This is a genomic window from Dyadobacter sp. LHD-138 (assembly GCF_030929615.1).
In the GTDB taxonomy this organism is placed as follows: domain Bacteria; phylum Bacteroidota; class Bacteroidia; order Cytophagales; family Spirosomataceae; genus Dyadobacter.
Map to the genome: position 1 here is coordinate 50,055 of NZ_JAVFVU010000039.1, position 22,964 is coordinate 73,018.

Annotated in this window: 25 protein-coding genes and 2 tRNA genes; 17 read left to right on the forward strand and 10 right to left on the reverse strand. The window is 40.5% G+C overall.

What is annotated here, in order from left to right:
• The first annotated feature begins 4 nt into the window (after positions 1 to 4).
• Together infB and RB622_RS24560 are read left to right on the forward strand one after the other, a co-directional pair.
• On the forward strand, positions 5 to 3,187 hold the full coding sequence (infB, locus tag RB622_RS24555) for a translation initiation factor IF-2 (RefSeq protein WP_308049391.1): 3,183 nt from the start codon (positions 5 to 7) through the stop codon (positions 3,185 to 3,187).
• Between the two features lie 307 nt (positions 3,188 to 3,494).
• Complete coding sequence (locus tag RB622_RS24560; protein ID WP_308049392.1) at positions 3,495 to 3,800, forward strand: DUF2829 domain-containing protein; 306 nt, start codon at positions 3,495 to 3,497, stop codon at positions 3,798 to 3,800.
• 127 nt (positions 3,801 to 3,927) lie between these two features.
• Here the strand turns inward: RB622_RS24560 and RB622_RS24565 are convergent, their stop codons facing one another.
• The 3 genes from RB622_RS24565 to RB622_RS24575 form a co-directional block, all read right to left on the reverse strand.
• Complete coding sequence (locus tag RB622_RS24565) at positions 3,928 to 4,077, reverse strand: hypothetical protein (protein ID WP_308049393.1); 150 nt, start codon at positions 4,075 to 4,077, stop codon at positions 3,928 to 3,930.
• 1 nt (position 4,078) lies between these two features.
• Positions 4,079 to 4,486, reverse strand: coding sequence for a response regulator (locus tag RB622_RS24570; protein ID WP_308049394.1), 408 nt, complete (start codon positions 4,484 to 4,486; stop codon positions 4,079 to 4,081).
• 196 nt (positions 4,487 to 4,682) lie between these two features.
• Positions 4,683 to 5,090, reverse strand: coding sequence for a hypothetical protein (locus tag RB622_RS24575; protein WP_308049395.1), 408 nt, complete (start codon positions 5,088 to 5,090; stop codon positions 4,683 to 4,685).
• 330 nt (positions 5,091 to 5,420) lie between these two features.
• Here RB622_RS24575 and RB622_RS24580 point away from each other — a divergent pair, with 330 nt between their 5' ends.
• A complete protein-coding gene (locus RB622_RS24580; protein ID WP_308049396.1) occupies positions 5,421 to 6,695 on the forward strand; it encodes a tyrosine-type recombinase/integrase in 1,275 nt (424 codons plus the stop codon).
• A gap of 46 nt (positions 6,696 to 6,741) precedes the next feature.
• Here the strand turns inward: RB622_RS24580 and RB622_RS24585 are convergent, their stop codons facing one another.
• The 4 genes from RB622_RS24585 to RB622_RS24600 form a co-directional block, all read right to left on the reverse strand.
• Positions 6,742 to 7,125, reverse strand: a complete 384-nt coding sequence (locus RB622_RS24585; protein ID WP_308049397.1) for a hypothetical protein — start codon at positions 7,123 to 7,125, stop codon at positions 6,742 to 6,744.
• A gap of 193 nt (positions 7,126 to 7,318) precedes the next feature.
• Positions 7,319 to 7,636 (reverse strand): hypothetical protein, encoded by a 318-nt coding sequence (locus tag RB622_RS24590; protein ID WP_308049398.1) that lies wholly within the window; start codon positions 7,634 to 7,636, stop codon positions 7,319 to 7,321.
• A gap of 1 nt (position 7,637) precedes the next feature.
• Positions 7,638 to 11,210 (reverse strand): hypothetical protein, encoded by a 3,573-nt coding sequence (locus tag RB622_RS24595; RefSeq protein ID WP_308049399.1) that lies wholly within the window; start codon positions 11,208 to 11,210, stop codon positions 7,638 to 7,640.
• Positions 11,211 to 11,448: 238 nt separating this feature from the next.
• A complete protein-coding gene (locus RB622_RS24600; RefSeq protein ID WP_308049400.1) occupies positions 11,449 to 12,642 on the reverse strand; it encodes a hypothetical protein in 1,194 nt (397 codons plus the stop codon).
• 73 nt (positions 12,643 to 12,715) lie between these two features.
• On the opposite strand from RB622_RS24600, the gene RB622_RS24605 reads away from it, so the two are divergent.
• From RB622_RS24605 to RB622_RS24645, 9 genes are all read left to right on the forward strand, one after another.
• A tRNA-Met gene (locus tag RB622_RS24605) sits at positions 12,716 to 12,788 on the forward strand.
• A 119-nt stretch (positions 12,789 to 12,907) separates the two neighbouring features.
• Positions 12,908 to 13,165 (forward strand): hypothetical protein, encoded by a 258-nt coding sequence (locus RB622_RS24610; protein ID WP_308049401.1) that lies wholly within the window; start codon positions 12,908 to 12,910, stop codon positions 13,163 to 13,165.
• 230 nt (positions 13,166 to 13,395) lie between these two features.
• Positions 13,396 to 13,477, forward strand: a tRNA-Tyr gene (locus RB622_RS24615).
• Between the two features lie 376 nt (positions 13,478 to 13,853).
• Complete coding sequence (locus RB622_RS24620) at positions 13,854 to 14,156, forward strand: hypothetical protein (RefSeq protein ID WP_308049402.1); 303 nt, start codon at positions 13,854 to 13,856, stop codon at positions 14,154 to 14,156.
• Positions 14,157 to 14,332: 176 nt separating this feature from the next.
• Entirely contained in the window at positions 14,333 to 15,112 is a 780-nt protein-coding gene (locus RB622_RS24625) for an SPFH domain-containing protein (protein WP_308049403.1), read from the forward strand.
• Positions 15,113 to 15,201: 89 nt separating this feature from the next.
• Positions 15,202 to 16,257, forward strand: coding sequence for a hypothetical protein (locus RB622_RS24630; protein WP_308049404.1), 1,056 nt, complete (start codon positions 15,202 to 15,204; stop codon positions 16,255 to 16,257).
• Between the two features lie 58 nt (positions 16,258 to 16,315).
• Entirely contained in the window at positions 16,316 to 16,468 is a 153-nt protein-coding gene (locus tag RB622_RS24635) for a hypothetical protein (protein ID WP_308049405.1), read from the forward strand.
• A gap of 183 nt (positions 16,469 to 16,651) precedes the next feature.
• Positions 16,652 to 16,888 (forward strand): hypothetical protein, encoded by a 237-nt coding sequence (locus RB622_RS24640; protein ID WP_308049406.1) that lies wholly within the window; start codon positions 16,652 to 16,654, stop codon positions 16,886 to 16,888.
• Positions 16,889 to 16,986: 98 nt separating this feature from the next.
• The gene (locus tag RB622_RS24645; RefSeq protein WP_308049407.1) at positions 16,987 to 17,337 is read left to right on the forward strand and encodes an HNH endonuclease signature motif containing protein; all 351 of its coding nucleotides are present in this window, start codon (positions 16,987 to 16,989) and stop codon (positions 17,335 to 17,337) included.
• A gap of 17 nt (positions 17,338 to 17,354) precedes the next feature.
• Here the strand turns inward: RB622_RS24645 and RB622_RS24650 are convergent, their stop codons facing one another.
• Positions 17,355 to 17,783 carry a hypothetical protein gene (locus RB622_RS24650; RefSeq protein ID WP_308049408.1) on the reverse strand — a complete coding sequence of 143 codons (429 nt, stop codon included), beginning with the start codon at positions 17,781 to 17,783 and terminating at the stop codon, positions 17,355 to 17,357.
• Positions 17,770 to 18,252, reverse strand: coding sequence for a hypothetical protein (locus RB622_RS24655; protein WP_308049409.1), 483 nt, complete (start codon positions 18,250 to 18,252; stop codon positions 17,770 to 17,772). Before RB622_RS24655 ends, RB622_RS24650 begins: the two co-directional genes overlap by 14 nt.
• 359 nt (positions 18,253 to 18,611) lie before the next feature.
• Between RB622_RS24655 and RB622_RS24660 the strand changes: the two genes are divergently transcribed.
• The 5 genes from RB622_RS24660 to RB622_RS24680 all read left to right on the forward strand — a co-directional run bounded on the left by RB622_RS24660 (position 18,612) and on the right by RB622_RS24680 (position 20,902).
• Positions 18,612 to 19,007 (forward strand): hypothetical protein, encoded by a 396-nt coding sequence (locus tag RB622_RS24660; protein WP_308049410.1) that lies wholly within the window; start codon positions 18,612 to 18,614, stop codon positions 19,005 to 19,007.
• 71 nt (positions 19,008 to 19,078) lie between these two features.
• The gene (locus RB622_RS24665; RefSeq protein WP_308049411.1) at positions 19,079 to 19,438 is read left to right on the forward strand and encodes a hypothetical protein; all 360 of its coding nucleotides are present in this window, start codon (positions 19,079 to 19,081) and stop codon (positions 19,436 to 19,438) included.
• Positions 19,435 to 19,644, forward strand: coding sequence for a hypothetical protein (locus RB622_RS24670; RefSeq protein ID WP_308049412.1), 210 nt, complete (start codon positions 19,435 to 19,437; stop codon positions 19,642 to 19,644). The genes RB622_RS24665 and RB622_RS24670 overlap by 4 nt, the downstream gene beginning before the upstream one ends.
• A 68-nt stretch (positions 19,645 to 19,712) precedes the next feature.
• Positions 19,713 to 20,162: a hypothetical protein gene (locus RB622_RS24675; protein ID WP_308049413.1), complete on the forward strand. Its 450-nt coding sequence runs from the start codon at positions 19,713 to 19,715 to the stop codon at positions 20,160 to 20,162.
• A 56-nt stretch (positions 20,163 to 20,218) separates the two neighbouring features.
• A complete protein-coding gene (locus RB622_RS24680) occupies positions 20,219 to 20,902 on the forward strand; it encodes a hypothetical protein (protein WP_308049414.1) in 684 nt (227 codons plus the stop codon).
• 133 nt (positions 20,903 to 21,035) lie between these two features.
• Here the strand turns inward: RB622_RS24680 and RB622_RS24685 are convergent.
• The coding region (locus tag RB622_RS24685; RefSeq protein WP_308049415.1) for a right-handed parallel beta-helix repeat-containing protein at positions 21,036 to 22,964 on the reverse strand (1,929 nt) is incomplete at its 5' end.

Here is a 22,964-nt window from a genome sequence, read left to right on the forward strand (position 1 = left end):
TAATATGGCAGAAGATAAAATGATGCGCCTAAGCCAAGTGGCAAGGATCCTGAACGTAGGCATTACTACGATCGTGGATCACCTGTCTGCCAAAGGGTACAAGGTGGAAAGTAACCCCAATACCAAAATTAATTCGGATCAAATTGATTTCCTTGCGAAAGACTTCAAATCTGACGATCTTAAAGCTTCATGGTCTCCGAAAAGTACTTCTTCGGAACCGGCAGCCGAAGCGAAGGAAGAAAAACTGAAAAGTGACGTTGACGGAATTTTGTATTTCCGTAATTCGCCCTCTAAACCTATTGAAGAAAAGCCTCAGGTAGAAGAAAAAGCAGAATCAAATACGCCTGCTTTGGAAAACCGACTTCCGGGTATTAAAGTGGTTGGAAAAATCGATCTTGATGCAAAAAGACCGGTTGCGACTCCAAAACCAGAACCTGTTCAGGAAGTAGTGAAAGAGGTTAAGCCAGAAATACCACAGCCCGTAGTAACATCAGAGCCAAAAGCCGAGGTGAAGGAAGTGGAGCCTGTCAAAGTACAGCAGGAAGTGAAGCAAGAACCACAGCCGGTTGTAACACCGCCTGTTGAAAATACAATTATCGAACAACCAAAGAAAGAGCTAGTTGCTGAAAAAGAGGTAGTAGTTGAAAAACCGGAACCTGTGGCCCCGGTACAACCCGTTGCCGAAGTGAAGCCGCCTACTCTAAAAGAAGAGTCAAAACCGGTGGAAACTCCCGTAAAAGAAACAATACCTCCTGTTGCTGAAAACAAGCCAGTTGCTGAAAGCAGCCCTGCAACACCAGAATCCAACGAATCCGAATTGATTGAAGCACGCGGTGAGCAGCTTCGTGGTCTTCGGGTAATTGGGAAAATTGAACTGCCTTCCGACCGGATCAAAAAGAAAGACCCGGTAGCCTCAAGCGATTCGGCATCCGATAAAAAACGCCGTCGCAAGAGAAAACGTATTCGTGATGGTGTTGAAGTAAGACCAGCCACGCCTGGTGCTCCTGCAACTACGCCAGCAACAGGGACAACAACAGCTCCTGGTACTACGCATAACAGAGACAGAGATAACAACAGATCCAGAACGCCAAACGGAGCACCAAATCAGAATGCTCCTAGAACGGCCAATACAGGTAATACAAATACTGGCAATACAAGACCAGCAGCCGGAACAACAGGCACTACGCCTACTGCCGGAACAACAGGTAACACCAGCACCGGAAGTGGAGGAGCTGCAAACAAAGGACGCAGCAACACCCGAAGAGGCGGAAAAAGAGAAGAAGTTTCTGACAAAGAGGTTTCTGACAATATCAAGGCCACAATGGCGCGTATGGGTGGAGGAAACAGCCGTACTGCAACCCGTGGAAAAGGACTTCGCCGTCGTGACCGCGCAGATCAGAATGATCCGAACGCCGATGGAACTGAAGAAACAAAAGTACTTCGCGTAACGGAATTCGTTTCGGCAAATGACCTGGCTTCTTTGATGGAAGTTACCGTTCAGGAAGTTATTTCGGTTTGTATGAGCATGGGTATGTTCGTTTCGATCAACCAGCGTTTGGATGCCGAAGCCATCACCTTTATCGCTGATGAATTCGGGTTCGAAGTTGCCTTTATCTCAGCAGAAGAAGAAGTTCAAAACGACGTTGTTGAAGAAGTTGATTCTGAAGAAAGCCTGGTTGAAAGAGCTCCGATCGTAACGATCATGGGTCACGTTGACCACGGTAAAACATCGCTTCTGGATTACATTCGTCAGGAAAACGTTGCCAGTGGTGAAGCAGGTGGTATCACCCAGCACATTGGTGCATATAGCGTAAAAACAAAAACAGGCAAACAGGTTACATTCCTTGATACACCGGGCCACGAAGCCTTTACAGCGATGCGTGCCCGTGGAGCAAAAGTTACCGACGTTGTCATTATTGTAATTGCGGCGGATGATAGTATCATGCCACAAACACGTGAGGCGATTAATCACTCACAAGTTGCAGGTGTACCTATTGTATTCGCATTTAGTAAGGTAGATAAAGCGGGTGCCAACACGGAAAAAATACGTGAGGAACTTGCCAACATGAATATATTGGTAGAAGAATGGGGTGGTAAATACCAGACTCAGGAAATATCTTCGAAATCCGGTTTAGGTATCGATCTTCTTTTGGAAAAAGTGCTTCTGGAAGCAGAATTACTAGAACTGAAAGCAAATCCGAACCGTCGTGCGATCGGTAGTGTTGTTGAAGCATCTTTGGATAAGGGACGTGGATACGTTACAACGATCCTTGTTGAAACAGGAACTCTGAAAGTGGGTGACGTGGTTTTAGCAGGTGCGCATTTTGGTAAAGTAAAAGCAATGACCGATTATTTAGGTCGTAAGCTTAAAACAGCCGGTCCTTCGATGCCCGTTCAGCTACTCGGTTTGAATGGAGCACCACAGGCGGGTGACCGTTTCAATGTTTTTGAAAACGAACGTGATGCACGTGACATCGCTGTGAAACGTGAGCAGATTCAGCGTGAACAGACAATTCGTACACGTAAGCATATTACACTGGAAGAAATTGGCCGTCGTAAGGCGATTGGTAGCTTCCGTGAGCTTAACCTGATCATTAAAGGTGACGTGGATGGATCTGTGGAAGCACTTTCGGATTCGTTATTGCAACTTTCAACCAATGAGGTTCAGGTTAATATCATCCACAAAGCAGTTGGTCAGATTTCCGAATCAGATGTTAACCTTGCCATTGCTGCGGATGCGATCATCGTTGGATTCCAGGTTCGTCCTTCTTCCAATGCGAAGAAAATGGCAGAACAGGATCAAATCGAGATTCGTCACTACTCTGTAATTTACAGCGCGATTGATGAGATTAAGGATGCGATGACAGGTATGCTTGCACCGACGATCGAAGAGATTATCACGGGTAATATCGAGATTCGTGAAGTGTTCAAAATCAGCCGTATCGGTACGATTGCAGGTTGCTATGTTACGGATGGTTTCGTGAAACGAAGCAATAAGATTCGTATCGTTCGTGACGGTATTGTACTTCTAACGGGTGAAATCGACTCGCTGAAACGTTACAAAGATGATGTTCAGGAAGTTAGAAATGGTTATGAATGTGGTTTGAGTATTAAAAACTACAATGACATAGAAGTTGGCGACATTATCGAAAGTTTCGAATTACGTGAAGTGAAGAGATCCCTATAAGGTCCGTTGACGATCAATAAGAAAGAAGCCGGTTTTGAGCAATCAAAATCGGCTTCTTTGTTTAGCTAAGTGACACAATCAACTAGCTCATACAATACATATACAGGCTTTTCGCCGAGCATGTACCATGTGCCCCTTCCCTGTTGATTAAAATTAACCCTTCACTTCCGATGAAGATCGGCACGCGATACATTTATCCAGGATCCCGCTTAAAATTCTTTTTGTTCGTTTTGTCAGGTTCTGAGCGATTTCTTATAAAACTTTGGATGGAAATCATTCAATTTTTTAACCTTTTAATTAGTCAACAATGAAAGCAGGATTAAGTTTTGGAAGTGCTCTCGTAACATTAAAGGCAGGCGCACGTGTCAGCCGTGAAGTATGGGACGAAAATGGGATGTTCATCTTTATGAGTCCGGGCAGCACACTTACCCAGGATTTCATACCCAAGGTAAAATCCTTGCCTGAATCAGTTAAATCCTTTCTTATCAATCAGGAAAAAAACATCGAGTTTCTCCCCTTCATGTGTTTATGGACCGCGACCGGTGAAGTGTTAAATGGTTGGCAAGCCTCTCAATCTGACATGCTCGCACAGGACTGGTGTGTACTGCATTAACCCATACCATTTCCGGAAGTCAATACGCAGATAAACGGCGTTGGCTTCCGGCCTTTTTTAAGTTTTATAAAAGCCTGATGCGCCGGTAGTATGCCACCAGGCTACTTTGGTGCTATATTAAAGAGGCCTAATAAACAAATTTCATCGTCATGTTTTGGAAGAACGGGATTTTAACCATGAAGTCGTCAAAACTTATAAATAATCCCGAAGGGATGATATTATTGTAGAAAATGCGGTAAACATTCGGGTCATAACCCTGAAAGGGTGATATAACCATTTCAGGAAAGCTTTGAAAAAAATCTTGTCAAGATCCTTTTAGCAATATCAATCAGGCCCCGGAAGGAATTCGGTTTAGTCACAAAATCATCTACGCCTGCTTCTTTGGCCTTCCGAATCAGGTCCGGGTTATCAGAGGTTGTTAGCATCACCGTGGGTACTGCCGCCAGTTCCGGATCCGCTTTTATGGCAGCCACAGCTTCCAGACCATTCATTGTAGGCATATTCATATCCACCACAACCACTGACTCTGACAGGTCATCAGAATTCTTCATGCTGTCGATCAACTCCCTTCCATTTTCAGATTCAACAACCTTCACTTCGGGATTCGCTTCTTCGAACGCCTCCTTCATTAATTGCCTGTCATCTTCATCATCGTCGGCCAGATGAACCGTTTTATTGTCTGCCATTGTATATAACGCGCTCTATACGAAAAGGATAACGTCCACAAAAATAACAATAAATCAATTAGGAATAATAATTTGATGCTTCTGGTCCTACATCAAGTCATTATCATTCCAAAATGAAAAAGCCTTTTTTTTTCGGTTTGATAACGAAAGAGGTGATGATGAACAGATTGCACATAAAAAAATATCACCCTTCGTTTTAACGAATCAAAAATTCGCTGAAACGGCGGAACCTGAATTTGAAAAAATCGATTAATTCGTCTTTTGAATACGAGAAAAAAGGTTTCTCTTCGATATCTCCCCACAAAATAAAAGATAACTCCATCTCCGGTTTTTGAATAAAACAGAAGTAAATGGTTGTAATGTTTTCGCGTGTGTTCACTTGCCTGACTCCCGCATCCTGCGCATTTTGTTCTTCAATAATATACGGCTCGCGCACAATCCGGTTTACCCGAATGCCAATTTCATTGTATCTCCACGCATCGAATTCCGGGTCAAATCTCCGGTAAAATGCTGCAATTGCCTTTTCAAAATCGGGGGCATCATTGGCATTAAAAACGTCAGAGCGAAAGAAATCTCTTAACGCATCAGGACCTGGTCTGTTCATGACAGTAAATTTACTATGCAAAGCTTAAAAAATTCATGCTATTCAAAGAAGCTGTCCAAAATCGGTAAAGGCATTCGGTTAACTTCAAATTTACGGCTTGTGAAATCCGGAACAAGTATAGTTGAACAACAAAAAAGCGTTGCAAAACCTGGGTTTTGCAACGCTTTTTCAATTTCGTAGGACGTAGCGGTATACCTGTATTTCTTCCTCTTCTTGCTGTTTCCGGCCGAAACGAACTTTTGATCCCTACAATATCGTATATTTGATATTGAAAAGATCTAAAAAGAAGTAAAATACCTAATTTGTTTCAGCAAATGTTTCAGCAGAAATATGGTTTCATACAATATAGAATTAAGTCAAAGAGCGAATAAATCCGGTTTATGGACAATTTATATTCGGGCAACAGAAAACCGAAAACTAAAAAGGATCAAAACTCAAATTCAGATTGCCAAAGATCAGTTTAATCCCCAGGCTAAATGGGGACGATGGATACGTAGTTCTAATCCCAAATCTGTAAAATATAATGCAGATCTGGAAGATTTAATTAATAGTTACAAAGAAAAGGCAGAGATTTTAAAAAAAGATGGTCAGTCTGTTTTACAAAGACTGGATTCCGGTCCGGTGGACGAGCAGTTGATTTCTGTAAAAACTTATTTTAATGAAGTACTCGAAAATCTTAAAATTGAAAAGTCGTACATACATTATAAAAGCTCAAAGTCGATGCTTACAAGATTTCAAGTTTTTGTTGGTGAGGTCTTGCCGCTTCAATCAATTACACCTGATCATGTACACCGGTTTAAAATTTCTTTGATCGAAAAGAAATTATCCAATGTGACCATTAACAACATTATGAAAAAAATTCATAATGCACTAATTCCAGCCCTTAGAACAGAGTTGATTGATAAAGATCCATTCCGTGCCCATGACCCACTCCCTGAGAAAGCTGCAACTAAACAACGGCTTAATGACGAACAGATTAAAAAACTCGAAGAGCTTGAATTGAATACTGATAGGGATAAAAACTGGCCATTCCACACGAGGAATATGTATCTCTTTTCTTATTACAATGCTGGTATAAGAGTCGCTGATTTAATCCAGTTAAGATGGGTAAATATTACCTCCGACGGGCGGCTAGAATACGAAATGAATAAAACTGGTCACAAAAAAAGCATTTCCCTTAATAAAGCTGCTTTGAGAATATTAAGTCTTTATAAGTCTGTGAACATCAAAAAAAACGATTACATTTTTCCAGTTCTTGACAATAAAGCACATTACGCATCCTTTAAAACTTATGAAGAAAAAAGTAAAATGAATTTTGACGAAAAAGAAGAGCTCTTCAAAGCTTTGACTTCAAAAACGTCACAGATCAACAATAATTTGAAAGTATTATCAGATAAAATCAAATTACAAAAGCCGATTACATTTCACACTTCAAGGCATTCATTTGCAGACAAAGCCAGGCGCTCAATGAAGAAATCTGAGAAAATAACCATGTATGACATTAAAAATATGCTTGGACACAGTTCAGTGGTAACTACCGAAAAATATATGTCTTCTTTTGATAAAGACTCTCTCGATGAAGCAATGAGCAATATTTTTGATTAAAATAAATGCCCACCAGTTGGCGGGCATTTTCCACAAAATATGCTATCTATTCGATTCTGTAACCGTTTGCCAAAATTTCCTGAATTACATTTATATCATTTGTTGCGGCATGACTTGTAATACTTTTCAAAGGCCCAAACTTAATCATTTGAGATTCAGGAATCGCGCTAAAATCGTTTGGCTTCAACGTACTCGTGACTAGCACCCTAGAATTCATTTTTTCAGAAAAGTATATTCTCAGGTTTAAATTGATCTTAAACTCTGATTCATCAAACTTTTCAGGACTATTTTCTGAAAGAAGCGTGAAAGTCCCCCATTGAGCCCATAATTCTTCTGAATATGAATTAATATCTCTCCTCTTTGGTATTGTAACATACAATGAATAAGGATAATTATCACTTTTATAAGTGCAAGAAATTTCAGATTTCATTTTTTATTATATTAAGCAACAGTAATTTGCAATTAATTTATATAGTTGAATTTTAATGTATCCATTTCACAATATTAAATTAAATCAGTATGTTTTCCTCAAGGAAGTTACACCCTTTTATAGCTGTTTTCCCATTATTTGAGGACAAATTTTCGTAATACAACAAATTGACTCTGTCATAAAATCAAATATTCTATTTTTCAATTTTATCAATTAATGAAAGCATTGCGAGCGTCACACTACCCTTTTCGTCAACTGCGTTAATTCCCTGTTTAAGAATTTCAATCTGTTCGTCTGAAAATTCGAATTCAATTTGTTTTTCAGTTTCAATGTCCCACTTAATTGCTCCGTTTTTTAAGTCCTGCAATTTGTAATCTCGGATCTCCTCAGGAGTAAATGAAATGGAGGAAAGCATCGATCTGACCAAGGACATGGTTACCCGTCCACCAGTGGCAGGCATCAGAGATTCTAAATTAATTCTGTCGGCTACACCTAATTTTAGTTTCTTCATATTAATAATCGCTATCGAATCTAGATTTGGTGTACCACGCACCATTATAATATTTCACGGTCACCATTTCTCCCCCCTGCATAAGTAGGTCAGAGCTGTTTACCGGCCTGAGACTTCGCCATAATCTCACTCCATGCTGATTATTAACAGGCAAGATGGTTATCTCATTTCCGTTTTGGAGCGGGTTAGCGTATGTCGATCCCGGGGGGCCATATTCCTTAACAAGTGTTATAAATACACCTGGGGAGTTTACCTTTACGATAATTAGGTTGTATTTGGTCGGGTCGACGTAATATGCGTTGCCTGACACACCATCTATTTCGATTGTCTTATCTCCGTTATGCAGAAACTCTCCTATAAGAGTCGCGCCTATATTTGCTTGAATTGCGTAGTTATCTCTAGCTCCTGAGGCTTCGAAGATAGCCCCTATATTAGTGCCTATTTTAATGGGAGGTTCTCCTGGTGGACCTTCAATGTCCTTAATCTCGTTATTTTCATACCTTGCTAATGAACTCATTGAACCCGCCGTCGCTGGCAGAACATTAGTCCCTAAATATAAACCTACATCCTTCGGGTCGTCTCTGAAAATTATCTGAGCGTCCTGAACAAATGTACCATCCTCATTTCTATTTGTTAATGATTGACCTTCTATAGTCAGACCTGCAATCCGACCTTTTGTAGCTCTCATGAATCCCCCTCCATCAACCCTAAACGGAGCAGTTTCCTTGCCCTCCCAATTTGAACCAGCATAGATTCGCACGCCCGTTTTATCTTCTGTCTCACTGCCAGCTAACCCGGCCTGCCCTTTATATCCTGATGGCTCCGACGAATCTACACCTTCAACTTCAATTCGTTTTCTGGCAAACAATTCACCAGACTGTAAGACTCTAAATGGTGCAGTATCTCTATTAATTGTAGATGCGCCCGCCCAGAACCTAACAGATTCATCCGTTGTTCCTTTTCCAGAAATTCCAGCAAGTACTGAATGATTATCACCCGCCAGTTGAATTATTCCGGAGGTTAGAACTCCTGCATTTATCGCCGTTTCTGTATTATCGAAATTAAAAGGTTCAACCCAGTCGTTCACGTCAAACGGCTGACCCATCACTTTATCTTTAATCGAACGACGAAGTCCCTCAGGAGACATCCACAAATCCATATCAGTATAAGGAGCAACCGGCTCGGCCGTGAACACTTGAATTGCCTTATTATTTCCAATTCGGGCGTAAGTACTGGTGTAAGATTTAATTATGGGTGGTTCGGACTCAGGCAGCCAATCGCCAGCGGTAAACCGCCAAACACTACCAGTATTCGACTTAAACCATGTATCACCTTCATGCAGATCATTTTCACCAGACGGCCAGGTGTCAGGTGCGGTAGCCTGAAACCAGGCCGTTACTTTACCATTAATATATGAATCAGGTTCATTGATGATGGTGGCCTTGTAAAAGCTTAAGGTATCGGCGCCAATATCTGACAGATCCCTGTAATTACCGTTTGAATCTCTGAACCGGATATAACCGCCAATTTCACCCAGATCGAGATCAAAATAAGTTTGGCCATCGAATGATTGGATCCTGCCCGTTTTGATAAACCTTCCATTAATCGCAGTCGCACCATAAGTCAAACTAATCCATCGCACACCATCAATAACTGTGTGCAGGTTCCCGACCAAAAAATGATAATAAGCTGGATCCTGATCCGGAAGAATTTGCTGCGTGCTGAAAATCATGTATCCTTCATCCTGGTTCGACTTGGATACCTTAGCGTAGATGTACCGGAACTGATCATCAGGAATCGTCACTAATGTTTCTTCAATCGACCAGGTCTTGACTGTTTCAGCGATGGCATAGTGAACCAGATACCCACTACTAACGGCCACAACATTTTTCAACCCCTCATAATTGGGCTGAAAAACAATATTTTGAAGTATGAACTGTTGAGATTTGGCGCCGACAACCAATGCAAGCGTTTCAATCGATTCTGGTTTTATCTTGCCGCCGTCAAAATATCCATCTGTATCAAAAATCTTCCTAAGCAATTCCTGCGTTGTCATCCAGCCCATCCGAAGCCGGTTAGGATCCTTCAAATTTCCTGTCTTGATGATCGTCCTTACTTCCTTCTGGCTTTCGATGATGTTCTGAATGATGGACACCTGGTAAGTATCATCGATCGTCAATGAATATTTATATGGTCGCAGAATATCCCGTCTGAGTGAAATAACACGGCTGGATTTGTCAATATTCAGATCATCATCCTTTATCTGAATGTAGTCACCAATCGAAAACACATTGACGATAGAATCTTCCGGATGAAGTGTTTTCAAATACATTTCATCAATTTCGAGTGAGTATTGTACCCGGGGCGCTTTGTTCTGGTCCAGCCACAGCTGGGCCTGAGCTCTCAATTTAGCTTCCGCAGTCTGAACGTAAGAATCTGGCAAGTTGATATCCAGAATCACATACTGATCCCCGACTTGCATTTGAAATGCAATACTATCCGCATTTGGTATTAGCAACCCGCGTTCATCCTGATACTGAATGATTGTAAATGTTTTTGTCGAGTGAACATATTTTGTAAGTTCAAACTCATATCCCGCGAGGTTGCCCGTGTTGAAATGAATCTTTGCGGAAGTTCCCGAAAGCAAATACTTTGTTCCACCCGACCCAGTCTCATTCAGATCAAAATTCATCGACGCATCAGAAAACGTTAAAAGTCCTCCAACGGAAGAAACGGTTCCAGTTCGTCTTGGGTAAATATCTTCGTAAACGCGCGTAGCTTCGATGATCCCGAAAGCAGCCTTGGCCGCTGCGTCTTCAAGATATCCCGGATCTGGAATCTTTAACCTTTGCGAGAAATTTCGGTAATTGGCCGGAATGTTTTTGTTCGCTCCGTATGGATAAAGCCTGGTGATGATATCGGCATCGGTTACGGTTTGTCGTTTCAATGCATAAAGGCCGTAACCACGACCAAATTCATAAATATGGCCCAAAACTTCTCCCGCATTCTTTATATTAAGGATGCGGGTACTCCCAACCTGAACAATATCAAATTCCTGTTCAAACTCTTTGCAAAATTGCTGGAGTGCAGCAAGACAATTATTTTCATTGAAAGGAATAGTCTTAACGCCGGTACTCGGAACAATACCCTTTAACCAGGTCCCAGCTCCAAATACTCGATTTGCATTATTGATCAATACATCGACAAACATTTCGATATCACCTGTCATCGGAAAATCCGAAGAGGTGTTAAAACCTGTAACATCTGTATTGAAATATACCGGTTTTCGTAAATCATACTGGCTCCCTTCAAGCGTCAGCTCATAAATAAAACGCCTCTCCCCTTTCTTATCGCCCGTTGGAAGTTGGTTTAAAGAATATTGTTTACCGAAAACAACAATCTTCCCACCTATATTTAATTCTAGTCGTTCAACAGATTCGACAGTTAATTGTATGACATCTTGCCCCAACAGGTCTTGTATCTGCTCTGCTTTGGTAACACTGACAACCGGCTCTCGTTGAAACAAGGGAATCAGCCCGGTATCGGGTTTTATAAATTCAATAATTTCAGGCATAGTGTGTTTTTATTAACTTTACATCATTCCCTCGTCAACCTCTAACCCATGTCTAAGAAATACAGATTAATGATATTTTCAGTAGTATTCGGTTTCATTAGCTGGTTCATAGGTATCTATGCATTTACTGAAGTAATTGGCAATGGAAGCTGGAACGATTCAGTAATTCTCTATAGTATTTGGGGATGTGCAATTGGATTTATTCTTTTCGTTATATCACTTGTTGTCCCGAAGTAATTTAAATTTTATCCCAAACGACAATTGCATTGGATGAAAAATTCGTAATATCTTCAATGACACCTGCGACAATCACGTAATATTCACCCGATGATCCATAGTTATGAGAAACGGTTTTGTTCGTGCCGTAAACGTTCATGGTCCGGCTCCCGTCTCCCCAGTAGACGCTCACGATTTTCCGACTGGTAAGGGTAATTGAACACGTATTACCAGAAACTTTCAGCACTCTTTTAACTGGTTCTGGTTCGCGAAGCTTTAAAGTGAAGCGAGCGTAATTTGTACCATCCCTCCATTTTCCTTTAACATTTCTCAATCGTTCGCGGTGGTAAACTTCGAACAAAAGCGGTTTCGAGCCAGCATCAATTTGAACCCTGACAGTACCTGGTTGTTCAAAGTGACTTTTGAACTCAAACCATTTTGCTGTAAAATCGTCTTTGCCAATGCCTTTTATCCAGCAGCTGAGCTCAATGAGTCGGACGCCCCATACGGGTTTTAAAAGATCAACCACTTCGCCATGGTAATCTTCCCAATCCATCGTTAGCGGATCCTTACGGTCCGGCATATCCAGGACCCCTTCCATGCCGTCGACAGTGACGCCAAAATCTTTGAAATTTATGTTGTTTACTGAAAAATTCACGGGTTGTAGTGTGTTTTGAATGATGTCAATGATTTCCTCCGGAGGAATTGCCGCCCCCTGAATAATTTTACCGCCGTCCAGGTAACAGAATCCCCCGGTGCTGTGGGGCGAGTCATTTAAAATGGAAAAACCCGTTGGCGGCAGACCTGAATCATGGAAAACCTCCCCTACCTTACTTCCATTCATATATAATGCAAGAAGTGAGCTTCCCTGCGTGATTGTCAAATGAGTCCAGTTGGCAAGCCGGCTGTTAATGGTAATTCTTTTAAAATTCTCCTCCCCCAGGAATTTAAACTGCGCAAAAGTTTTAGTCGGATATCCGTTATAAGGCTCGGCCATCAGCCAGATCATAAATGTAAAATCCTGAAAAAAGTTAATTACAGGCGGTACGATTTCCGCTTTCCCTACAAGTGGAAAATAGGCACAATTGCCAAACCTCCCAGGAATGAACCTGCCAAACTCGATTGCTGCATGATGTGCACCCGGACTGTAATCATATGCGATGTTAGAACCGTCTGGTTCGTCGAACGGTATATCCAGCACTAAATTTTCTGCCATTCACAAATTTAAAAATAATATTATAATTTAGTTGCATTGCAATTATTTTTAATATTACATTTGCTTATTCAATTGCGGAATAGAGCAGATGGTAGCTCGTGAGACTCATAACCTCAAGGTCGCCAGTTCGAGTCTGGCTTCCGCGACGAAAAATAGGTATTGTTGTTGTGAGAGGCATTAATACCCATTCTATGGAATGGAAATTCCACCTGAACCCGGATCATCCTCTCACAAAGTGATTCGGGTTTCTTCATTTAAAAGCTATATGGAAGATCAAGTACTTTTTAATATCGAATCAAATCTGGAAGAAGGATTCTTTTCAATCTATGCTGGTTTGAGGATGCTTCTTGACCATGAAAGTCAATGGCAGATCGAAAAAAACAAAGATCAGCCCAAGGAAAAGCAAGTGTTTAGCCTAATCGGAGCGGAAGCCTATTGCCGGATTCAAGAGCTGAAAGAAAGTCATCCAGAAATGGTTGCGAGTGCCGAACTGAGGTACGTCTCCATTTACAAAAAAGAATAGTTCTGTTCTAACAACAGGGGAATCCGCTAGGTACACGGTCGATGTCTTGATCGAATAAGGACTTAATAAGGCGTTTCTTTTCCTACGGGCCAACATATACAGCTAACAACTGGGCCGAAAATAGAGAAACGGGTTTTAAAAGAGGTGATGAATGCTGGAGTGCCCGAGCGGATCGTAAGCATAAAAGGGCATTAAGTTAAAGACTGACAGTCGGGAAAGACCAATAGCAAGGGAGCGCGGCGCAGTTGGAGAGGCGCGGCAGACTGTAAATCTGCTACTTCGGTTGAATAGGCTCGAATCCTATCGATCCCACATGAAGAAGCCTATGACGACAGGGAAAGGCACATAAAAAGAGATTGAACCTGTGACAGCCGGGAAAGACCGGTTAATCAGAAGGCAATGGACTCCGCCCCGAGAGGTGGTACGACAGGAAATAAAATAGCGCTCATAAATACCTGTCATAGTGTGGTTCGATTCCCACTCCTTCTACAACCATACCAGACGACGAAGGGAGTTAGTAATACGGAATAAAGATCATCAGGACGTTTACCCGGTCATAGTGTAGGGAAATAATACAGACGCCCTTAGCCTGGATGAAATTGAGGTCCTATCGATGAAAACTCCACCGGGAATGTGTGACAAACTCAGGCATTCCCGGTTATTGAAATGCAACTAAATTCTCCAAAATATGCCCATCCTTCAAAATGTTCAGAATGACACTTTTTTCGGAACCATTGTCCAAATGGGCACTGGAGACATTGCCGTTGCAAACTGTGTCGATGAAAACTCAAACCCAGTTCCAGCTATGCTTCTATGGCAATCGCATGAAAAACCGATAGAAGAATGGGGTTTGGATAAGGGTTTTGAATACGACAAAGACAAAATTCAGAAAGTGACTGGTACTGGCGTTCAAATTCAATTTGGAAGAGTTGAATCTGTTGATGTCCTGATTCAGGTTTTGCAGGAAATACGTAAACAAATGACCATTTAAATCAAACGCATGAACTCAAAACTATTATTGAAAGGATTGCTATTTACAGTCGGAAACATCCTATTGATTTTAATGTCAGTCTACTTATTTCGCTCCGATTATCCATTTCTGTTTTTAATTCCTACGCTTCTTCAACTCGTATTTTTAATCACTTTCCCATATAAACAGTATTTCAAATGAAATCAATTAGAGTTTTCCCCATCGCAATTTTATCGATAATTATTTTTTCCTGTAACAGGCCTGAACCAAACTTCGAAGGTGTTTTAATGACCGATTACGGTAGAAATGGAATTGAAAGCTTCAAGACAGTAACGGGTGCGCAGGGACCGCTTGGACTCGGATCTGAATTGTACCAGGTACCCATGTTTGAAGACAAAGGTGATTGCGAACCTGTACGAGTTTCGGCCAAAGATGCCGGAATTTTCACCATTGATCCTTCATATACCTATCAAGCAGTCAGAGGAAAAGGACCAAGTATTATTCTGTCATACAAACACCTCGGAACCGGTGATGAATTCTTTAATAGTATTGAATCCAGTGTGTTGAACAAAATTGTCACCAACACATTTCGAGACAAAGCCAGATTATATACAACCGACAGCTTAATGAATAACCTTGGTCAATTCGAGGCAGACGTAGAACTCGAATTGAAATCAAAATTCTCAGAAAAATACTTTCAGTTAAATACGCTTACCTCTGGTTTGACGCCGCCGGCTTCAATGGCGAAGGCGATCGAGAATCGAAATAATGCCGTTCAGCAAGCCAATCAGGTTAAAAATCAACTTGAAACTTCCAAGATGCTGCTGGAAAAGGCACGAATTGATGCGCAGACAAATCAAGTGCAGTCAGCTGGCTTAACAAAAGAAGTGCTTACGCAACAATGGATTGAAGCAATCCGAAATTCAAAAAACAAAGTGATCATTACAGACGGGAAAACCCCTGTAATATTTCAATAAAAAATAACCGCCAGTGAGGCATACACTTCAATCAGCAGCCTGTCCCCGGTAATAGCGCCGGGGATAATTAGATTTAAAATGGTATGAGTATGAAATTCACCGCCACAGAAATACGGGTTTTAAACGACATTTGGGCTGGAACGGGTTGTAACTACGAAAGTTTAGTTCGTGCCTATTACAGATTGATGTCAGAAGAAACTCTTACGATAGGCTATATTAAAGACATAGCATCCATGGGTATTCCTGTTTTTAAATACATCTCAAAGATTCATGGATGCCCAGTTGATCAGGTCAAAGGATTAATTGAATCCAAGTCGATAAAATCATCTGTTCTAAAACATGCTTTTGAGTCAATGACTATTCCCGGAGTAGAATTTGATTCTCTCGAATTTGCATCATCAAAGGGTATGGAAGCGTCTTTAACTGATTCGGGACTTAATGATCCTATAATTCCAGAAGAAATGAAAGTGGCTGATGTGACAGTTTCGGCTCTAAATAGATTCATCAGGAATCCTAGACTAGGGTTAAAAAGAGGCAGTTATTTCAAAATAGTCTCAGATCACAGCAGGGTTTGTGATGGCGATTTTTTCGGTGTGAAACTATTCAATGGAGATATTGTCATGGCCAGTATCGACAACCCCAAATACTCGCCTGATTGGATAATACTACCCAAGTATCCCTTATATGCTTCAAAAGCTTATTTGGAAAATTCTGGACAATCTTCTGCTAACGACCAAAAGGAATACGGTTTAATTGTCAAAAAGGAGTTCGCTGAGAAACATCCCGAATTGATAAGTAGCATTAAAAATATCATTGAAAACGTGATTGCTGACGATAAAAAGTACAAACCGTTCAGTAATCTCAATACGACAGTTGGTGACGTTATGGGGTGCAGCCAGGAAACAGCCGAAGCCCTAGCAGTGTCATTCAGGAAAATCAAAGCTATTTCAGGATCAAATAAATCTTCTGGATCCAGTGAAAGGCCACCTCTCGGAATCATGCCACGCAAGATCTGGGAAGAACAGAGAATATCCGTATTAATGGAAACTATTTCTCAGTACTTGAAATCGGGGAAGCTGGTGAAAGAAGAGTGGGTGTATGAATTAAATGAGTTGCTGTATAGTAGAACGGATCGTGAAGCATGAAACGTAAATACTTTATCACCTCGCTTTTTGCACAAAGGACTCTATAACCGGTAAAGATATGAACCAACCAAGACCAAACCCTGTACTCGGAACCTTCGTAATCGAAGAGCATGATGGAAAGAAATACAAAATGATGTTTGTGGAAGAGATTGCAGAGGAACCAAACATTGAGATCATCGAAAAGACATGCCAGGACTTGGAAGGCGTATAAATTTTGAATAAAATCCAAAAGTGTCGAATTTGATACCTTTCAACGTAACCACACACTCAATTGACCACAGAATTAATTTTCCCTGGAATAATCCCAGGGAACAACGGTAAATTCGGCCTACTACGCATGCATTGGCGAAAACGGAATCAGCTGCGAGACACTTATGTTTGGCGGGTTAAATCGATGACTAAAAATCGGCATCCCGGACCGGTTCGACTTGAATTAATACGATATCATGCCGGCCAGCAGCTCGATTATGACAACCTAGTGGCTACTGGAAAAATCACGATTGACAGTATTGTACTGGCCGGTGTGATTTTGGATGATAAACCCGCTATTATAAAAGAACGTGATTACAGCCAGGTAAAGGTCAAAAGTAAATTGGATCAGAAAACCGTAATAATCATTGCAGATCTATAAAAACTTCCTAAGTTGCAATATGAATAAAGGACGTCGACAAGAATTGACTCAATTAAAATTCAAAAAACGCTTACAACTACGTGGCTTAAAACTAGGCGATGGAAAATTCTATTGTTTTAAAACAAGTTCGGTTCCTTGCAGTTGTCATATTTGCCGGGGTGCAAAATATAGGGATTCGCGAAATCGTAACAAAAAAGACTATGAACAAATTGGAAGTTGAAAAATTTAAAAACTCAAGTCTTTGGAGAAGAACGCTACGTCCAGAAAAGTTAAGACAACAGCCAAGTTGTGAAACTTGCCATATTAAAGGCAAATTAACAGAGGCTTCGGCAGTTGAATTCATTATTAAGTTAGAAGATGGTGGTGATAGGTTCGATTACTCTAACATGATTTCGTTATGTAAAAGGTGTCAAATAATAAAAACAGCGGAAGCGAATCGGAACAGGTAAGCAGTTCACTTTTTTAGTTAAATTTCTACCTTAAAACAGCCATCATAAACGGCAACAATTCGTATTAAATTGTCGCGCTGACTCTTCATTTTAGGGAAATTCTCATATGAATTTATTTTCTTTCGAGCGCTCTCAATACCCATGACGACGCTGTCATATTGAAAGTTTCCACCATATACTATTTTTGAGAAATCCGCTTTGCTTGTATTAATAAAGAATAAAATAGATTTCACATCGCAGATTGTTAACGTTATTTTTTCGTCATGGGCGCTTAATGTGCCAACTCTAGTATTGGAGTGATTAAAATAAACACTTTTGTTTGAACTTTTACTCTTCTTAAATTCTCTCTTATAATCCGAAATCTTGGTTGTTTCAACCAAGCCCGAGTTAAGTAAAATTTCAGCAAGCTCAGATTGTCCAATTATTAATGTTTCAGTTAAACTCATTTGTCTTTTGCGTTAACATACTTAGATTATTTTCCCAGACGGATAAAACGGATACCGGATCCCAAAGTACAAATGCACCGCCATAATAATGAATCTTCTTTCCAGCATTGATATATTCCAAAGCCACCGACTCCATATTATACTCCATGGCCAATGAAATAACATATTCTTTCTGTGATTCCTTCAGATCAGTAAAGAAACTTATCGAGTGGTGCAGGATCCGCTGCTCATTTTCGAAGTCTTTGTGCTTTCTGTACAACTTAATCAACAAATCATACGGCTTGTAGTTTGGATAACGGTGCTCAATAAGCGTTTCGTAAGTCCAGATACCTTTATCTATCTCCCCTGCCCTAACAAACTCCTGAGCCTGGTTAATTACATCAAGAAACCAGCGCTTGATCTGCCCGTACTCGAAGTAGTAATTAAAAGGAACCGGTTTACGGGACATCAAATAATGATTTGTGCTCATTCCTTCGGGTTTGTCATAATAAAAGTTGAAAGGAGGAAATTGCCGTTGCATTTCCAAAAGCATATCCCCGAGAGGAAAATTAGCTTTTGACTTCAACAAGGCACAATTTGGAATTTCCGGCAAAAAACTTTCCATCTATTTTTATTCAATAATTGCATTGCAACTATTTTAATTATAAATTTGTCTCAGCGAAGAATTAACCACAATCCCATTGTCAACCGAATTTTTATTGGCAATTCCATTTAGCACATAAGTATCAAATATACTCAAAAGGTGCTGAAACTGATAATCGATAATCAATGCCCGTGGTAAGGCTTCGCTTCGATTGGATGTTTCGGCACCTTTTTAATTTATGACTTATGAATACGGAAGAATTTGTAAAGCGGCTTGTCGCAATTGATCCCATTGAAGATACGGGGTCTTATGGCCATTATCCATTTCAGCTTTATGCGGAAGGCGCTGACGGATCGATTGAATTGAATGCTCTTGCTCTTGGAGGTGATGTGCTGTCCTGCTACCGTAGGATGAGAAAGTATGTCAAAGATAACGCAAAGGAAATTTTCATGTCTGTTGACTTTCCGACCGGCGGAGACATTCATCATGATTTCGTTTGTGTGTTCTCTATTGTTCACGGAGAAGCAAGCGTGCTGGCTATTCCTTACGACTCCGTAACCGGAGAGCGTTTTCCGGAGATTAAGGAAAGTATCCAATTATCTGCAATTCTTGCTCAGTTCAAACAGGTGGTTTTTAAATAGCGTATAGCCCGCATAGTTATCACTCACGCCAGGGCTTAAACTTACTAAAACGCCTCATTAATGTTTCTTATATGATAGAACGCGTAATTGCGATAACCAACCGGTTATCTATTTCCATTTTTGGAACAGATTTTAGTCTGATCGTAACCAGAGACCAGCTGATTATCGATGGCCGAATTTATCTGCAAGTTGCTTACAGTGCCCCATGCACAAAGACCGGGAACATTGAATCCTGGTATGGTCGTAAATGGTATTTATCCGAATTCATGACCGACGACGAGATTGTCAAAACAGCGTATTGCGCATTTGAAGCTGCTGTTAAACATGAAATTATGGAAGGCTTCAAAGTGGATGACATAATTCTTTTCAATCCACACATCAATTTTGAAGAGCTATTAAAAGTGTCTCACATGGAAATTAAAAGATCATGAGTGCAAAATTGGTCCTGCAAGACGCAGTTGATGAACTGACCACCGTAAACAAAGCGCATGCTTTTCTAAATACCGGATCGATCAATGATCTACACGTAAGGAAACCCCGGCTTGAGGCCTTAACCAGGCGCAAAGCTGTGTTGAAAAAGAAGATCATTTTCTGGGTTGACAAATACATTGAGGAATTGGAAGGAGGCGGAAAGTAATTTTCCACCATTTATCAATTCAACCACTGCACATTTCAAATTTTTCCTATACACAAAATTATACTTCAATGACAACAAGATTTAAAAACGCAGTTGATTCATTAGTAAGCGACTTTTTTAAAGATGAACTAACTAAGGGATCATGCAGCAAATGTGCTTTGGGGCGCATTGTTGCTCATAGCTTTAACCAGAACAATATTACAGATGTACCTGTCGATTTCTGGAAAGAAGCATTTGTTACGAGTGAAAGAATTCAGACTGTAAATATTAAATACTTCGATCATGAATTCCTCTTAAAGACGGTTGAATCAACCCAATATTCAATCGAAGAAATGATGCGAATAGAATATGCCTTCGAAAGTAATACTCAAATTAGCTGGGATTTAATGGCTAACAAATCAAGCAATGAGATCTTGAAGGATCGCTATAATGGATTGATGGCCGTGGTTGAAATACTTTGTGAGATTGATGGTATCGAAAACGCCACGGATTTTAAGCAAATGTTTTCCCTCCAATAGTCCGCTCAGTTAATAGAGCCCCTCAATTGTCATTATTCAAAATCTTAAATTAGATTATGCAAGTTAAAATGTCCAAAGGTTTTGGTACTAGTGAGCCGTACGAAAGCTTACATGAATGGGATTGTTTTGTCCAGGGCGGCACAGGAGGTCTTGTTATTTCGAAATCCGGTAATTATTCCACTTGTTTCATTGAAGTATTTCCAAAAAATCCTGATTGCTTTATCCGGGGTGAGGGTAAAACGATACAGGAGGCTGATGATGCAGCATGGGCCAAGTATCAGAAAATTAAATCATGCACCCATGAAATGGAGCGCCGGAACAGAACAGATGGATATGACTACTGTAAACATTGCTCCTACTCAGCTACTGTTTTTGAGCCTTTAACCAGGTGTTGCAAGTGCAAGGAACCAACTGCTTATACTTATGATTTCCGGAAGAAATGGTATTGTAAGAAACATTCCAGATTAAAACCAAAGGATCCAAATCAAAAGGTTGATTTGTGGGGTGGTGAAAAGATAACACCTCGAAAATTGAAGAAACTTTGGAAGAAATGTGCTACAGCTGTCCTCAGATCAAATGGCCGAATGGGAAAGGTGATTCCAAAATTAAAGTATGGACGTCACTTTGAATGTGATGGCTATATGTTGATGATGGATTTCCAGAGGCAAAAGGATATTGTCATTAAACGCGGCTTGGAATTGATCGCAAGTTTGAAACGGGCCCGGTTGAAAGTAAAATAAAAAAACTCCATAGCCCAATGACAATCCCTAACACAGATCGCAGCCAGATCAGCACCGTAAAGTGACTCACTGGCTGTCGACCATTTAATAATATCATGAAAGCTTTTTGAGTTACGACAACTCTCAAAGTCTTTTATGGTGCGATGGCTCCAAATGCTTTCCAGGTGCCCGGGGATCCAGAAACAACGCAAATCCATCCTACATTTCCCCCAGCGGTTGGCGATAAATTTGTTACGGTACTGCCCTTGACATAGTAACCGGTTACAGGGATAGAGGTTCCGTTCTCAGCTGTTATCGCGTATCGTTCAGGAAGAGCTCTATCTACAAAGGAAGCATCAGCATAGTTGTTCATAAATGTAAAGCCAGGGGCACTTCCACTAATATCAATTTTATATCCTGTTTTGCCTGATCCCAAATTGATAGCTGCATTATTAAAAAAGGTTGATCCAGGACTGTGATATCCACCGGTAACGAGAAAAGAATATGCGTCGCCATTTTTTACTTGGACAACATTATTTTGGACCTTTTTTGTCTCAGTTTGATACATAACCATTCCCTGGACTTTTGCCGAATCTAACGATAGCGATACAAAATTATCACTTACAATTGTCTTAGACTCATTACTTTTAATTCCCAAATACCCTAACTCCGATTCAACTCTATTGCCTGTTATTGTTAAAAATCCATTGTAGAACCCATCTATTCCTTTCATTTTAAACCCCTTAACCACATTGTTTGCAATAATAAGGTCTCTAGCACCAGATCCAGAATATAGTACTATTCCGTTTGCTAATAAATTATTTCCTTCAATTGTATTTCCGATAATTTTTATTTGACCCGAGCCATTTTCGCAGTTAATACCCGCTAGAGCATTTGCGCTCTTTGCAATAATAGTGTTTCCTGTTATGTCAACATTATAATGAAATTTATGGCAATCAATCCCATAAAATTGAACCCCAATCGTCGAACCAGGTTTACACCCAAAATTCTTGATGGTGTTGTTAAGCATGGTAATAAAGCCAACATTTGATATAGTATCAGGTTCAACATCAATTCCATCCAAGTATGTATTGTAAATAGAATTGTTTGTGATTTTGATGTTTGTTGAATAATCAGCCACAGCAATTCCTTGCCTCCTGCAAGTATCAAAATAATTATTATCAATAATGACATTATCCGAACCTGTTACAAGGACAAAATCTCCTCTAACATTTCCATATCCTTTAATATTAGTGATAATGTTATTCGTAATTTTAATATTTTCACATCCAAAATTTCCCGAAGGGCTTGCTTTAACACTTCCAGAAAGGTAAATTCCCAATCCACTTTCGGGGCCCTCAGGTTCTTTGCCAATGTTGGATATTTGACATCGGTTTATTTCAATATTTTTTGAGTCATTAATGTGTATGGCATAATCAAAAGCATCTTGACCATCGTTGGCTCGTATTCTTAACCCCTCTACGTATATATTCCTTTGGGCGTTGATGTTGAGGCCTGTGAAAAATGTCCCGCTGGGTGCTGTGATTACACTTTCTTGACCAATTAAACGCTTGTCACTTGGTATATTTAAGGGCCCTGAAATTAAATATGTTCCGGAAAATTGTATAGTCGGGGAATTGAAATTCAGAGCTGACTGAATTGATCTCCTATCATCAGAAACCCCATCTCCCTTCGCTCCAAACATTTCCGGAGTAACATAATCCGTTATACGTTTAAATCTTTTCGTTGAATATACCAGTACCATCGCGCTGTCATCAGGCGTGGAGGTATCTGTCGGGTCCAAACGAAATAATCCGAATCTTCCAGGATCGGTGATATAGACAGCTCTCGCAGTATCTGCACTTCCACCTCTCAGCTGGTTGATACTTAAATAAGGAACATAACCAACGGGAGTAACCACCGCCAGCCGCTTTGTTTTATCATCAGCCACCTCGCCAGGCTGTATTGCTGCAAAGGCCAGTTTCCCCACCTGGACAAATTTACTCTGATCACTGGCGTTTTTGTGACTTCTTAATAGTTGAAATGTGCCCCCCAGGTTGTCTTCAATAAACTTCCCTTTTAT